Origin of the sequence: Erythrobacter sp. SCSIO 43205 (assembly GCF_019904235.1) — a bacterium.
Classification (GTDB): Bacteria; Pseudomonadota; Alphaproteobacteria; order Sphingomonadales; family Sphingomonadaceae; genus Erythrobacter.
The window spans coordinates 923,490-937,725 of record NZ_CP063202.1; the positions used below are offsets into that span (position 1 = coordinate 923,490).

14 protein-coding genes are annotated in these 14,236 nt (G+C 53.0%); 7 read left to right on the plus strand and 7 right to left on the minus strand.

Going from position 1 to position 14,236, the window contains the following annotated elements:
* Nucleotides 1-551 precede the first annotated feature (551 nt).
* From INR77_RS04295 to INR77_RS04305, 3 genes are all read right to left on the minus strand, one after another.
* A complete protein-coding gene (locus INR77_RS04295; protein ID WP_255573931.1) occupies nucleotides 552-1,823 on the minus strand; it encodes a type II toxin-antitoxin system HipA family toxin in 1,272 nt (423 codons plus the stop codon).
* A complete protein-coding gene (locus INR77_RS04300; protein WP_223072696.1) occupies nucleotides 1,820-2,077 on the minus strand; it encodes a type II toxin-antitoxin system Y4mF family antitoxin in 258 nt (85 codons plus the stop codon). The genes INR77_RS04295 and INR77_RS04300 overlap by 4 nt, the downstream gene beginning before the upstream one ends.
* A 389-nt stretch (nucleotides 2,078-2,466) precedes the next feature.
* Nucleotides 2,467-2,985 (minus strand): MarR family winged helix-turn-helix transcriptional regulator, encoded by a 519-nt coding sequence (locus INR77_RS04305; RefSeq protein ID WP_223072697.1) that lies wholly within the window; start codon nucleotides 2,983-2,985, stop codon nucleotides 2,467-2,469.
* 599 nt (nucleotides 2,986-3,584) lie between these two features.
* On the opposite strand from INR77_RS04305, the gene INR77_RS04310 reads away from it, so the two are divergent.
* Genes INR77_RS04310 through INR77_RS04320 form a run of 3 tightly spaced genes read left to right on the plus strand, consistent with a single transcriptional unit; the run spans nucleotide 3,585 to nucleotide 7,834 of the window.
* On the plus strand, nucleotides 3,585-5,333 hold the full coding sequence (locus INR77_RS04310) for an ABC transporter ATP-binding protein (RefSeq protein ID WP_223072698.1): 1,749 nt from the start codon (nucleotides 3,585-3,587) through the stop codon (nucleotides 5,331-5,333).
* A complete protein-coding gene (locus INR77_RS04315) occupies nucleotides 5,333-6,367 on the plus strand; it encodes an HlyD family secretion protein (RefSeq protein ID WP_223072699.1) in 1,035 nt (344 codons plus the stop codon). The genes INR77_RS04310 and INR77_RS04315 overlap by 1 nt, the downstream gene beginning before the upstream one ends.
* Complete coding sequence (locus INR77_RS04320) at nucleotides 6,368-7,834, plus strand: TolC family protein (RefSeq protein ID WP_223072700.1); 1,467 nt, start codon at nucleotides 6,368-6,370, stop codon at nucleotides 7,832-7,834. It abuts the gene before it with no gap.
* A gap of 89 nt (nucleotides 7,835-7,923) precedes the next feature.
* Here INR77_RS04320 and INR77_RS04325 read toward each other — a convergent pair whose 3' ends face one another.
* Nucleotides 7,924-8,544: a LuxR C-terminal-related transcriptional regulator gene (locus INR77_RS04325; RefSeq protein ID WP_223072701.1), complete on the minus strand. Its 621-nt coding sequence runs from the start codon at nucleotides 8,542-8,544 to the stop codon at nucleotides 7,924-7,926.
* A gap of 505 nt (nucleotides 8,545-9,049) precedes the next feature.
* On the opposite strand from INR77_RS04325, the gene INR77_RS04330 reads away from it, so the two are divergent.
* The 3 genes from INR77_RS04330 to INR77_RS04340 all read left to right on the plus strand — a co-directional run bounded on the left by INR77_RS04330 (nucleotide 9,050) and on the right by INR77_RS04340 (nucleotide 11,770).
* The gene (locus INR77_RS04330; protein WP_223072702.1) at nucleotides 9,050-9,283 is read left to right on the plus strand and encodes a hypothetical protein; all 234 of its coding nucleotides are present in this window, start codon (nucleotides 9,050-9,052) and stop codon (nucleotides 9,281-9,283) included.
* Nucleotides 9,284-10,023: 740 nt separating this feature from the next.
* Nucleotides 10,024-10,836: a hypothetical protein gene (locus INR77_RS04335; protein WP_223072703.1), complete on the plus strand. Its 813-nt coding sequence runs from the start codon at nucleotides 10,024-10,026 to the stop codon at nucleotides 10,834-10,836.
* A 4-nt stretch (nucleotides 10,837-10,840) separates the two neighbouring features.
* The gene (locus INR77_RS04340) at nucleotides 10,841-11,770 is read left to right on the plus strand and encodes an IS1595 family transposase (protein WP_223072704.1); all 930 of its coding nucleotides are present in this window, start codon (nucleotides 10,841-10,843) and stop codon (nucleotides 11,768-11,770) included.
* Nucleotides 11,771-11,815: 45 nt separating this feature from the next.
* On the opposite strand, the gene INR77_RS04345 is transcribed toward INR77_RS04340, so the two are convergent.
* From INR77_RS04345 to INR77_RS04355, 3 genes are all read right to left on the minus strand, one after another.
* Nucleotides 11,816-12,448, minus strand: coding sequence for a LuxR C-terminal-related transcriptional regulator (locus INR77_RS04345; RefSeq protein WP_223072705.1), 633 nt, complete (start codon nucleotides 12,446-12,448; stop codon nucleotides 11,816-11,818).
* Nucleotides 12,449-12,830: 382 nt separating this feature from the next.
* Nucleotides 12,831-13,058, minus strand: coding sequence for an AlpA family transcriptional regulator (locus INR77_RS04350; protein WP_223072706.1), 228 nt, complete (start codon nucleotides 13,056-13,058; stop codon nucleotides 12,831-12,833).
* Nucleotides 13,051-13,542, minus strand: a complete 492-nt coding sequence (locus INR77_RS04355) for a hypothetical protein (protein WP_223072707.1) — start codon at nucleotides 13,540-13,542, stop codon at nucleotides 13,051-13,053. The genes INR77_RS04350 and INR77_RS04355 overlap by 8 nt, the downstream gene beginning before the upstream one ends.
* Before the next feature lie 365 nt (nucleotides 13,543-13,907).
* On the opposite strand from INR77_RS04355, the gene INR77_RS04360 reads away from it, so the two are divergent.
* Nucleotides 13,908-14,234 carry a hypothetical protein gene (locus INR77_RS04360; RefSeq protein ID WP_223072709.1) on the plus strand — a complete coding sequence of 109 codons (327 nt, stop codon included), beginning with the start codon at nucleotides 13,908-13,910 and terminating at the stop codon, nucleotides 14,232-14,234.
* The last annotated feature ends 2 nt before the right edge of the window (nucleotides 14,235-14,236 follow it).

Below are 14,236 nucleotides of genomic sequence, written 5' to 3' on the forward strand. Positions count from 1 at the left end.
TACATAACTTGGTGATTGACATTTAGGCCAATCTGGTCGGCTTTATCCCGCGAATGCGGATAATCGGAAAATGTGGGATAAATCGCTTTGCCCTGGAGCGATAAAGCACGGTGGCCGGGCAATCAGCGGCGAAACCGATTGATGGATGATAATGAGCATGAGCTTCGCGCGCCCCGAGTTCTGGAGCCTCGCTCGGTTGAAATCCGCGATCCATCTCGCCCATGACAAGATCTGCCGAAAGCACATTATCTCAGACTTTGCGCTAGACTAATGGGCTAGGAAGGCGGCGGAAAGGGCCGCTGAGCAGCTTCCTTTGCTCTGGACAAGATCCTGAGTGCAGCAAGACTAGCCTTGTCCCGGACTTGGGTGCGAAACTATCATTCAGCTGTCACCTCAATTGAAATGACATGCCTGGTGAACAGGTGTCGTCCGCGAAGTCGCAGCGTGAACAATGCCGTGTGACTAAACTGGTCCTCTCTGGCTCAGCCTTGGCTCAGGTTGGGTTCGCAGGCCTGGAGAAGTATCGACCTACGGTGCACATTCAATTGGTTCTATCCTAGCGATAGCCTGCACTCTACCACTTTCGCACGCTCGACTGTACATTTAGCGATCTTATCTAAGCTGTCTTTGTGTGTACATCCTGGGACTGCCACCCCTTTTTCAGTCTCGTGAATGATGGTTTGAGCCAGCTCTGCAATCCTTCGTCGAATGTAGGGCATACCCAGTCCCGCCTCTTGCGCGAAACGCGCCACATTCCCCTCGTTGAAGTCCTCCAAATTTGCCGCACGGCCAAATCGCATTGCGAGCTTTGGCGAGAGTTCCTTCCACATGTGCGTAGCGACAAGATCGTAGAGCGGTGCAAGGATCACCTCACTGTTCTCAAGGCTAAGCAGGCTGTAGTTCTTGGCGTGTGCATCGGCATTGCCGATGATGAGATTGAAGATCGCAGCATCAGCTAGCTTCAGCACTTCACGCGCGGGGCGAGTGGCCGCGCTGCGTAGAAGCGCGAAGCTATCATGAAAAGTCGGCCCGCCCTCCGCCGCGTATTTGCGGTTTGAGGGGACGCCAAGTGCCTGAGCGAAGTCTTCCTGATGCAGGCGGTGCGTCTTTCCGTCGAGCATGATCCGGTCATAGCGTTCGACCAGAAGCAACGGCTTGCCGGCCACCTCGCGCCACTCTGCATAGGCGGCATCAATGCCTACCTTGCGGGCCAAGGCGAGGCAAAAGGCCTCATTTGCCGCCAATCCAACAAAGCGATCCGGTTCGGGCTTGATAAGATGGGTGGATGGTTCGCCGGGACGAGGGATCGCGATGCCTCCTTCGACGGTAAGCACGACGGGCAGTTTGCTCTGAGCCCCTGCAAGACTGAGCCTCGCGCCGCCCTCGCCTGCCAGCATGGGCACAGAAGGCAATCGACTAAGCAGTTCCGCTAATTCGCCCTCCTGGAGCGATTGTGGAGCAGTTTTGGAGTAGGCTTGGAGCGGTTTTTCTCCTTGCGCCAGTAATGAAAGAGCACCGGCAACATCTCCACCCAAGGCCTCTAACAGACGAAATGGATTGTCGGGTGAAATTCCAAGGGCACGAGCGATCGCCGTACGCTGGCTTTCCTCAGGCAGCAGACCGCCAAAAACAGCTTTGCAGGTCTGGTCGCCGAATGGCTCTTCCCGCTTTGGCATTGCTTGGGAAAGCGCGGGGGCCTTTTCGTCAACCAGCCAGCCTGACGAATAAGCGAAATGCATCGCGCCACCTTTGTCGATGGAGAGCTCGCCCGCCTGACGCTCGCCCCACCAGACAGCCAGCGTATCCGGGATTGGCAGCGTCACTCTGCTTTGTCCTTCTTGGGTTTATCCACTTGACCCGCGATCGCCATTGCGCCGGGCCGCTTGATCTGTATTTGGCATCCAAGGGCCGCAAGAACGTCGAGCACCTTGCCCATCTGGACAGTGGGTTTTCCTCGCTCCAGCTCGACAAGGAAGCGCAGGCCCACTCCGCTTGCTGCCGCCAGTTCGTCTTGGCGCAGACCAAGCTCCTTGCGTTCTTCGCGAATGATCTGGCCGATTGCGGCAACATCAAGCATATGCCCTGCCTTTCCCGAGCGGAAAAAGTAGACTGGTTGCTGATCAATTGCAAGAAAATTTACCCGATCGGGACATTTCAATATTTAACTTAACCACACAATCACTAATTTCCCGAACGGGAAATCCGGGCGTCTCGTTGACACATCCTATGTGCGCTTAAGACCGTCTGCTGCTTAAGGGCCAGCTGATAGGAGAAATTGACCGTGGGCCATGGCGCTTTGCTACCAATGTTTGTTAAGTCACACGGTAAGCTTTTCAAGACGCTCTGAAGATCCGGATTTCAGAACAGACGATATCGCACGACAAAAAAACTTCGTGTTTCGCCATTATTGCCAGTTGTGCATTCTGGAAAAATTGAACGGTGCGGGGCGGGCAAGAATCTCGTTTCTCAATAGTTGTGCGCGAACTTCGGAAATGCCTTCAGGCAAGCTACGATGAAATTTTGGCCCTCACTGGTCAGCTCTACGAAGCGTCTTCGTTTGTCTGAGGGGTCCGGCACTATTTGTGCCAAACCTGAATCGCAAATGACGTGAACCCAGCGAAGGCCTGTGGTGGCGGGGCAACTCGATGCAATCACAGCGCTCGAGACAGACACGCTTCGCTGCATTTGCGACTGGTAATACAGGTCAAGCATGATGTCGAAGCCTGGAGTATTGGGCATCGGTGCATAATCGGACAGGTTGTCGCATTTTCGCCGAGCCGTGTACAAAGCCGCTGCCTTTTGCGCTAGATCCTCCTGACCGCGTTGTTCGCCAATATCTGCATCTAGAGACACCAGCTGTTTCGATATTTGCTCCAGCTGATCAGCGAGTGCCGCGGTTGAAACCAAGCTACTGTCTCCAGAAAAACTGGTCTCCTCAGGCGGACTATCTGCCTTCTGCAAGGCTAGTTGAAAAATAGGGTTCACTCAGGGACCTCCTGTCCGAACGCAAGTCAATCTTGCTTTGATCAACAGTTCCCCCACTGCTGTGTTGCGCTCTGTTATTCGGAAGAGCTCCGTTAAAGGCGGGCTTTGGAATAGAGCTGCCAACTCTTTCCAAGTCGCGTTAAAGCTTGTTAATCCAAAAAATCTTTGCGTTTGCAGCCTGCGTTACTGCTCCTTGGATGGAAATGCAGGTTTGGAAAGAAGGCAGCGCGTGTGGGAGCACAGTCTTCCTGCTCCATGCTCTTGTGAGGTCGCGGACACTTTTTTGGTGCGGAACCTTTTTCTGATCAGAAAAGTTGTAGGCTAGAAGTTGCAAATCCTTGCCAAACGAAAGGAGCGCTATTGTCGGCACTCTTGTGTGGAGCTGAACCGTTCACAATCGGGCTGGCTTCGGGCCTGAAAGCATTAATGGACAGGGCGCGATTACTTTTCGTTAGTAGGATCAATGACACCCTTTTCGCCACAACCTTCTTGCGCAAAAGGCCAAGCCTCTTTACCGCTGAGGGTGTGTGAGGGACCCGGAGCTTTGAAGTAGTGATGGCGCACAATCCTTGGCGCTTTGCTAATTAAGGACAGCGAGAATGCCCCTCAGTCAGCCGAGCTATGGAGCCAAAATATCATTGGTTTCCTTCTTCCGGCAATTCCTGGACATACTGAAGCCGGAAGCCAATTTTTACTGGCTGGCCATTGTGTATGGTATCGGCATAAGCCTGCTTTCGTTGGCGACGCCGATCTCGGTTCAAATGCTGGTCAATACAGTTGCCAACACCGCGCTTGCTGCGCCCCTTGTTGTCTTGTCGCTGAGCCTGTTTGGCCTTTTGGTGCTCTTCGGCCTGCTCTATGCCCTGCGCATCCATCTGATGGAGATCTTCGCCAGGCGGTTTTATGCCCGCATGGTGGCTGAGATCTCGCTCATTTCGGTCTATGCGCAAGATCCATTCTTTGCAGACCGCAAATCGTCAGCGCTCTTCAATCGCTACTTCGATGTCATAAACGTGCAAAAAGCCCTGCCCGTGCTATTTGTCGGCGGGTTTAGCGTGGTCTTGCAAGTGGCCGTCGGTTTCGTTCTCGTCTCGCTTTATCACCCTCTTTTTCTTGTTTTCACATTGGTCATGTCGGCCCTTATCTGGGTCATCTGGCTGGTATGGGGTGCAAGTGCGATCCGCACTGGTATCGATCTCAGCCATGCAAAGCATAACACAGCAAATTGGCTTGAGACTGTAGGCGGTTCCAACGGTTTCTTTAAGTCGCAGCGCCGGATCGATTTTGCGATCAAGCGCACGGATGAGATGACACATGAGTATCTGACTCAGCGCAAGCGCCATTTCCGCAGGCATTTCTCCCAAACCATCGCATTTCTCTTACTCTATGCCGCTGCGAGCGCTGCCTTGTTGGGGCTGGGCGGATGGCTGGTGATCCAGGGGCAACTGACTCTTGGTCAATTGGTCGCCGCAGAGCTCGTTTTGTCCGTCGCCTTCTTCGGCGTCGCGCAGCTTGGGACTTATCTCACCTACTTTTACGACCTATGTGCAGCGGTGGAGGAAATCTCGCTCTTTCATCAGGTTGAGCAAGAAACCAGCGGGTCAGGCAGGAAGTTGGAAGGGCCTGACCATACCATTGTTTTTCAAGGTGTAGAGGGTCAGGCGCGTCATGAGAAAGCACGCTTTGATTTAACTATCCCGACCGGCGCGATCATGATGGCGCAGGCCAGCCACCACGGTGTGCAGCGCCTTTTTACAGACCTTCTGAAAATGCACGAACGCCCAAAGGCAGGCATTTTAACTTTGGGGGGCGCCGATTTTCAGGATATCGAGGCCTATAACCTTCGCAAGGATGTCCATGTGCTTGCACGGCCCACTTTCGTTGGCATGACAATCCGTGAATATCTAACCTTGTCATGCCCCGAAACTGCCAGCAACCGCATGGTAAAAGCACTCGAAACGGTGGGTCTGGATCGCACTATCGCAAGTTTCGAAAACGGCCTCGACACGCAAATCGCTTACACAGGTTGGCCTTTGTCAGCCGTCGAGTTGCAACAGCTTAAATTGGCCAATGCGCTCCTCGAACAACCGCGCGTTCTGGTCCTGAGCGCGCTGTTTGATCTTATCGATGAAGATCATCTTATGCGGGCAATTGCTGAACTGCGCGAGCAAGCGTATACGACTGTCATCTATTTCTCCTCGCGCAGAAGCGATCTGGGTTTTAGCAACTTTCTCTATCTTGAAGCTGACAGACAACGCATTTTCACCGAATTTGCCGACTTTCAACGTGCGACCCTTGCCAATGGGACACCAGCGCCTTCGCCTCCGGCAAATGGGGGAGCAAGTTGATGCAGAAGAGCCCTGACGACATCAAGGAGTTTACGGCCTACCATGGGGTCAATACGCCGCGCGTTTTTCGAACTGTAAGAGTGGTCGTTCTTGTCGCAATATCAATTGCGGTCGGGTTTCTCGTTTTTGTACCCTGGGTGCAGACAACGGGCGGGCGCGGGGTGGTGACGACCATCAACCCGAATGAGCGCCAGCAGGAGATTAATGCGCTTGTCTCTGGCCGGATCGACGAGTGGTATGTCGGTGACGGAAGCCGGGTTGAGGAAGGCGATCCAATTGCGCGTATCGTTGACCTGGATCCGATGCTGATCAGCAGGCTGGAGGCTGAACGCACCCAAATCGGCATTCAACTGAGCGCAGCGCAAAACGCACTTGCTACAGCGCGGCTTGACCTTGACCGAACGCGCGAACTGTTCGAGGCTGGCCTTGCGGCGCGCCGCGATTATGAACAGGCTCAAATCAGAGTTGAGCAATTGCGCGGTGATGTAGCCGGGGCGCAAGCAAACCTCACACAAGCCGAAACACGCATCGCTCGGCAATCCGAGCAGGTTGTCACAGCGCCGCGCGATGGCTTCATTCAATCGATCAACGCAGGTGATGCAGCCACTTTGGTCAGTGCCGGGCAAGTTCTCGCCACCTTCGTTCCCGAACAACAAGAGCGCGTAATCGAGGTTTTTGTGTCCGGCCGTGACGTTGCGCTTGTCCAGCCAGGAGCCAAAGCGAGAATTGAGTTTGAAGGCTGGCCCGCGGTCCAGTTTAGTGGCTGGCCTTCGGTCGCTATCGGCACCTTTGCCGGTGAGGTGACCACCGTCGATCAAGTCGCTCAACCTGATGGTCGTTTCCGGGTTCTCATAAGAGAAGATGCGAGCTCTGACACTCCATGGCCAGGCGAACGCTTTGCCAGATTTGGCACCAATGTGCGCGCATGGATTTTGCTGGAAACGGTGCCAGTAGGGTACGAAATCTGGCGCCAGCTCAACACATTTCCGCCTGAGCTGCCACAGCAAACTTCAGGTTCCGGACAGGGGCAATAAATGAAGGCGCGGGCTTTCTTGGTTCTTGGTGCAGCCTGCCTTGGCATTGCAGGCCCTCTGACTGCGCAGAATATAGAGCCTGTCGTACCGCCGATCTCGGAAGTCTTGGAGGATGGAGCGCTTTTACCTGAAGCACTCTTGCGGTCTTCAGCGCGCACGTTCCCGTCAATCCTTGCAGCGTTCGAAAAAGAGGCTGCTGTACGTTCAGATCAATTGGCAGCTGAAGGCGCCTTCGATTTGATGCTCGATGCCAAAGCCTATTCCCGCATCACCGGGTTTTACTCAACGATCTACCTCGACACGAAAGCAACACAGCCCTTGGAGCAAATGGGCGCTGAGATTTTTGCCTCTTATCGCTTGTCGAACGGAAGTTTTCCAACTTACGAAAATTACTTCAACACCAATGAGTTTGGTGAGATCAAAATCGGCGGCGTTCTGCCCCTGCTTCGAGATACAAATATCGACAGCCGCCGCTTTGCCAGGCGCGATGCTGAACTTGCCGCCTCGCAAGCGCAACTCGACGTGCTGTTGGTAAAGCTTAAAGTGCAGGCGGAGGCCCTTGGTGCATACTGGCGCTGGGTTGCGGCAGGTCGCGAAGTCGGCGTGTATGAAGAGTTGCTCGAAATTGCGCAGGCGCGCGCGATTGGCCTCAACCGGGAGTTTCAAGAGGGCGCAGCGCCGCGGATCGCTTTGGTTGAAAATGAGCAAAATGTCTTGAGACGAAAAACGCTTCTTGCAGAAGCACAGCGAAAATTTGCAACGGCCTCCAATTCTCTTGGCTTTTACCTGCGAACAGGCAGCGGCGAAATGATCGTCCCTGATCGTGCGCATTTGCCAGATGTCGAAGACCTTGAAGGCTTATCTCCCGTCGAAAAGCTGGTTGAAGCTGAACTTTCTCAAGCGGTGGCAAATCGACCGGAGCTGGCGGATCTCGCGCTTTCTATCGAGCGCGCTCAAGCGAAGATTGCTTTGCGCCGAAACGAACTTTTGCCAAGGCTTGATGCGAGCGCAGAAATCAGCCGCGATTTCGGGCCAATAGGCGCAGGCGGGTCTTCTTTCGATTCGACTGATACGGTCGTGGGCGTCACATTCTCTGTACCACTGCAGCGGCGAAGCGCGCAGGGGCGGCTGGACCGGGCAGAAGCAGAACTGCGCGCACTTGAACTCGATCGACAGCGTGTCAGCGATGAGCTCACAGTTGAGCTTGAGAACATCGTGACCAATCTCGAAGCGGCTTTGGAGCTTTCGAACCTGGCTGAAGCTGAGCTTGCACAGGCACGCCAGATGGTGACCGCTGAGCGTCGGCGTTTATCTCTGGGAGCTGGCGATTTCTTCCTCGTCAATGTGAGAGAGGAAACTGCGGCATCGGCGCAAATCAGTCAGATCAGGGCAGAGCTGAACGGGCGACTATCGGCGACAAATTACGACACTGCAGTCATGAACCTTGAAGCTCTCGGCCTCGAATAGCCGCAATTGTCAAAGCTTTTTCGGTGGTCCAACATTTGATACCGATGCGTATATGCGCAAGCTGCGATTAGAGTTCGTTTGAGGATTTGCTAAAAGTAGTGCTTGAGTTTGATTACATCTTCGCGCTTGGTGAAGCCCAATTTTCGAAAAATGCTGCGTGTATGTGTCTCCACGGTCCTGCCTGATATGCCAAGTTTCAGGCTGATTTCGTTGGATTTCAATCCTGACGCCAACCAGTTTGCGACTTCAAGTTCCCGGCTGCTGAGGTTCTGTAATTTGATAATCTCACCCTCAGGCGTACGGTTCGACAGCATGGCGCTCGGCAACGCTGGTTTCTCGCTTGCTGCTAGCAGAAGACTTTCGTTGAAATTCTTGTCTAACGGCAAGGAATAATAATCGACCAGTCCCGAGCGGATGCACTTTACCACCCTGCGCACGTCAAATTTTTCGGCATAGGCGCAAAAAACCGCTCGCGATCTTCGTTCACGGGCTATCCCCATCAGTCTTTCAGGGGTTGCGATATTGTCGTACACCAGAACGAGAGCGATGTCGGCAATTCTATCGGTAAAGTCGGCTAAGTGAGCTGATGCGAAAGGTGAGAAGCAGGACTTGTTCATCTGCGAAATCAGTTGGTTAGCGCGCTTTTCCTTTTCATCGAAGACGCAAACACGCAAGCGTTCGAAGCCGTTGGAAGTATCTGGGTTGTGCATTCAGATGAACCGGTCCTTTGAGGTCTGATCCAAGCGTAGTGAACTGTTCTTTCGATCAGTCATAACAAGAGGGCGATGTTATGCAAAGCGGTTCGAGCAGCAGGGTTAGCCTTGAACAGAGGCGGATCAGAGCCAAAACAGGTTTCGGGCAATGGGTAACAGGTGAGCGTCGCTCTGCACCATTGCGGCAAAAGATGCTTTTTTCGCAGACTGGAACCGAAAATCCCACAACATTTTAATGGTTATTCCAGCAAAAGCAATGGTTTTCGCGGTGGCACGACGTCTTCAGCAAAACGATGCCACTACTCGTTCACAGACCAAAACCGCCTATTGTTGGTTCTGGTTTGCTTCATATTGCGCGGCGGATCGCTTCGTGCATAGCAAGCAGCGAGATTTGCGAATGGTCATCAGCGCGTCACTAAGAGGGACTATAGATCACTCTTAAAGTATCTATGGTTGACAAAGTCGCATCGTTTTTCTAACCCACCTCTTGAAAGGATTTGCCATGAAAAAATTGATTCTCGGATTGGGCGCCGCATCACTTGCTTTCGCTCCTGTGGCAGCGTCGGCTGTAGAAGCCAGCGCACTTGATCGCGCCGTTGCACCGGTAGAAGGTGAAAATGCAGCTGGTGCGCCCACGCTGCTCATCGCCGTTCTCGCAGGTGTTGCTGTGATCGGTGGCGTCATCATCGCTGCTGATGAAGATGACGACGACAGCGATTTGCCTGTAAGCGGCTAAGCCGTTTACCTTTCGTTGAGTTCAAAAAGGTCGCCTCGGTTCCGGGGCGATTTTTTTGTGTCTGGTACCAGGCTGGTCGAGCGCAATCAGTTTTTCCGGCACCAATTCAGGATGCGCTTTGATTGACTTGGTAAAGCGCCAACGACTTCTTCAACGAAACAGGAACTCTATCTAGTCTTTTTGCCACGTGAGTTCTTCCCGATACAAAAAACGCGCCCGAACTGGGTGCACAGTCCGAGCGCGGGGCAGTACTAGATACCCAATAAAAACATACGCACTTAAAAGCATGAATCAAGTAATCACCCATGCTGCGAATGAGTAATGCGTCCGATTTGGATGTTAGAGCCGGCAAAAGTCCGTTCATAAGAAAGCACGGTCTTCAAAGATTTGCATCGCCCGGCCTGGCGCAACCGGTTCCAGCTCAGGCTGTATGCGGTCTTTCCCAAACTCATCCTTTGCAAGCAGAACGAGGCTCCGTTTGCGCCGCGAAGAATGCCTGACTCTTCAGACTTGCGCATTTTTGATAGGAAAGTGTCTGTGTCAATGTGTGAGCCACTGATCCGCAGACTGTGACCCATGGATATCTCGACTATCCGGCCACTTCCTATGGCCACCATATTCCCGGTTTTGCGGGCACCAGTCTTCAATTGTTCAGTTCGACCTTTCCAGACGAAATTGCCTGTCTGAGGCATCTTTTTTTGTTTCGGACGGGTGGGCGGCATATTTGCTCTAGATGTTCGATGCCAACAACGAACTGGCGCAAGCATGACTTGCAAAAGCACTATTTCCATTCATGCGGCGGGATTTATTCGCCGCTGGTCGGAACAATCTTCGAGCGATCAAAAATCAGCGTCCATGTCTGGTTTTATTTGATGCTTTATTTTTCCAATACCTCGCGAGGCCTCAATCTCAGCTTCATATCCAATCACATGGGAGTGAGTATACCCACGGCTCTTAGAATGGCGAACAAAATCCGGCTTCATATGGCGATGATCCAAGGCTGTGAGCCCAGGCTTGGATCGATTGGAAATGTAGTGGTTGTGCGGTTGCATATGCTGCGAAGGGTGACAAATCCGAAAAAAGGAACCCGTAACCGCTGCGCTGTTTTGCTTCTTAGTGACGGGAGAAAAGTCAGGACAGTCGTCATGCCCTATGCCGACCGCTCGACAATCAACAAGGCCCTTGATCTGCACATAGCGGCAGGGTCATCTATGGTGACTGACTGCCACTTCACGATGAATGTCGCGACAAATTATGGTGTCTGCACCACCGATCTTACATGGGACTTGCTCGATGAAGGCGACGGTCTTCTCGGCAAGCAGGCAATTCATGGTTTTTTAAGACCGGTCTATGAGGCTTTGAGAGACCAGTTTCGCAATGTTTTTGTGAATAATCTTTGGCTCTATCTCAAAGAGTTCGAGTTCCGTTACAACCGGCGCGTAAACTCGAAAATGCGCTTCTGGGACCTAGTGTGCACTTGGCCGACCCTGTCTCATTCCAGCACCACCAAGGTCAAAAACCAGGCGTTCATTCCAGCAGACACTGGGTTTTGAGGCTGTGGCGGAAAAAGCTGTCAGCGCTGCAGAGTTCTTTGCCCGGTTTCCTGATGAATTGGCTTGCCTGCATCATATTCAGCAAACGAAATACGGTTCTCACACGCCGTGCCCTCGCTGTGGTCAATTTGGGCGCTGGACGTACATTCGAGGCACCAAGAAATTCCGGCATACCTGCCGCAAACAGATTTCCACATTGGCCGGTACGCCATTTTATCGCTCAAATATTTCCCTGCATGCTGTTTTTTATGCGATCCTACTCTTTGTGAACTCATCGCATGGTGTGCATTCCTCTTTGTTGCGCAAACATCTGGGACTGGGAACAAAGACAGCGCATCGGCTGGGCAATCTCATCCGTATGCATATGGCCTCGCTTCAGCCCCTCAGGAAGCTTGGTAACCCAAGCGATCCAGTTGCGATCGATGAAGTCTATCTGCGATATTTCAGAGACAACAAGTTTGATGCGCTTCAGCCCAAAATCCTTCTAGGCCTCGCTCACTGCGGGCAAGTCCAATGCGGATTTATTGAGAACCGGACACAAAGCGAATTGGAGCGCGCGGTGTCACATTTCGTACATCCTGGTTCCAGGGTCATGACTGATCAGTGGGTAGGTTATGCGAATCTTCGTGCGCTCGGATTTCGACATAGCTGGGTCAATCACAGCGAAGGCACCTTTTACCGCAACGGTGTCTCCACGGTCGAGATCGACACCTGCTGGGCTGTTTTCAGGCGATCATTGCGTCTTTACGGACAGATCGGGGCAGGGAATGCGTGGTTGTATCTTGCCGAGATGCAGTTGCGATACAATTTCCGCGGCCGGCCAAGAGAAGCTTTCGAGTTTTTGATTTCAAACTGGCCTGCCGTGGACGGCAAGGCAGGAAATGCTCTGCGAGCACGCTTTGAGTGGAATGCTCAAAATCTAGCGCTTGGTTGATAAACGAATCCGGTGCCAGCCGGGCCAAACAAAAGGCCCGGTCAACTATTCAAAGCAGTGACTCATGCCCACCAGGTCATATCGGCGAATGCCTCCCATCGACTGGTAAATGCTACTGGCATGAACTTCGACGGTGCGGGGCGAGAGCTCAAGGTCTTGTGCGATCTCTTTGTAGGTTTGGCCATCAGCAATTCTGCGTGCAACGGCCCTTTGACGCCTGGACAGATTGGTCAATCCGACCCGTATCTTGTGGTCTTTCACCCAGTTTGCGTACTCTTCCTTGCCGCGCGTGCACGCGACAACAACTCTCGTCACGAAAGTGTCATCGCAAGGAAGAATGAAATAATCTGACGCGCCTCTTTTGGTTGCGGTTACGATTTTCTTCAAACTCGCTTTGGAAGAAAAGCCGCAAATGGCCGCTTGCAGATCTTTATTCAATCTCGTTTTGAATGCTGTCGCAAGTAGGCTGCCGACATCTTCCACCAGTACGAGATCAGGCCGGTGAGGCTGCTCGGGCAAAGAGATAAGGTTGCTATCAAAATAGCACTCAAACAATTCTTCCGGCAGGAGTGCGGCGATACTTTTTGATGTCTCGTCGTCGCGAGTAACTATGATTACCTTCCATAAGGCTTGCCTCTGGTGGCCGGGCACTTGGGTAATCGGGATCGTTGATGCCATTTAGGACGTCTTTTGTCTTTTGCTGGGGTGATTAAGCCTGTGAGTCCTGCTGCGTTTTTGTGACATGATGCAATCCCGAAATTCAAGGCTTATCGCACGAAAGTTAAACCAGCAGTGATAAAAGGACCAGAAAAAGCTTTAAGTGATCTGGTGGCACAGGCGAATGCTTGAGGCTGCGCACAGCCATGGTGCGCAAATGTTGGACGAAGCTCGTGTGTCCAACACTCGCTTGACGATCAAACAGCGCACACCGGGCTCTATCTCTTCCCGGGGGCCAGAGAGTGGTCTGGTTCCGCAATTCCGGGTCGCCCCTTTGATTGCGGTGTTTTTGCCAGATCGGATTGCTCAAGTGAACCCACAGCTTTGGGGAAAGGGGCAGCTATCAATTCGCATTGGAATTGATCCTCTCATCGATCCACTGGTCGATTGTTTCTTGTGACCAGGCGACTGTGCGTCCCCCCAATTGCACAGGCTTGGGAAACTGGCCTTCGTGCATCCAGCGGTAGATCGTTGAGCGTCCAAGCCCTACTTGCCTCATCACTTCTGGCAAGCGAATGAGACGGCGTATCCGACGTGGATTGTCGCATTTTCTGTCTGTTTGCTCAGCCATGATGACCTCCAGCGGCAGTTGCATAGAGATCATCGAGCAGCACGTCCCTGCGTTCAAGTTCGTCGATGTGATCGGCTAGCAGCCGTGCCACGCGGTGAGCGGTCCCTTTTGCCCAGCGTGGTCGAACGTCCTCTAGCCGATCTGCAAGCTCGCTTGACAAAGCTGCGGGAAGCTCGGTCAGGAAGTCCTCAAGGAACCTTCCGACTTTCGTATCCTGCCATTCAGCGGCAAGGCTGGCGTCAGTGAGGATAAACAGGGAGAGTGTTTGCTTTGCCCGCACACCGCTGGCGGAAAGAATCCGCGATGCTTCACCTAGGGATGTTGATCGCTTGCCAGTAAGAATTCTGCGCAAGGCGTCTTTATGAATGTGAGCATCGCGCGCGATGTCGCAGCGCAGACGTCCGCTCGCTTCAACAGCCGCGTTCAACAATCGCGCCAAATCAGCACGACTTTCTTGTTCTGACAGGGACACTGCATGGGGCATAGCCGCTTCCTTTCTCCTTGGGCTTTAAATTCAAGGACGGGGCTACAAGCGTAGGAAGGGTGTAGGAAACAAAAAAGAACAAAAACAGAACACATAGGATGCTGCGAATCACGATCGCTCCTTGAACTAACGCAAATTTGAGCGTCAGCGCGCGCTACACGGGATGGAAAGCGCGCGATCCGGTAAACATTGCTCATCGAGGGCATGAGCCAGCGCACTTTCCAGCTTTTTACAGCGATAGTGCCGTTTTCCCTTGGTTCGGGCTGGCCGATTACAGTTTCGCTTTTCCTACACCTATCCTTTCATTCGAGGAAAGAACACACAGCGAACGCATCGCTGCTTTGTATTTCCAATGGAGATCCTCGATGACCAAGACCCTCACTCTTGCCCAAACCGCCAAAAGCAACATTCGGGCCCGCGATTATATCGTGCCTGCGGCTGTCGCTCTGGCTTGCGCCGGCGCTGCCTATGCGGGTGCTGACACCACTTTCGATCCTGCGCTTCAGAAGTTCACTGATTTTCTTGAAGGTTCGGGCGGCAAGATCATCACTGTCTTGAGCCTTGCTGGCGGGTTGATCGCTCTGGCTTCGGGCCGCTTCGCGCTTGGTCAAGTGGCTGTGCCTGTGGGCGTTGGCATTGGCGTCGGCACGGGCGTACCGATCGTCACCTCAGTCGTCACCGCGACCATCTGATC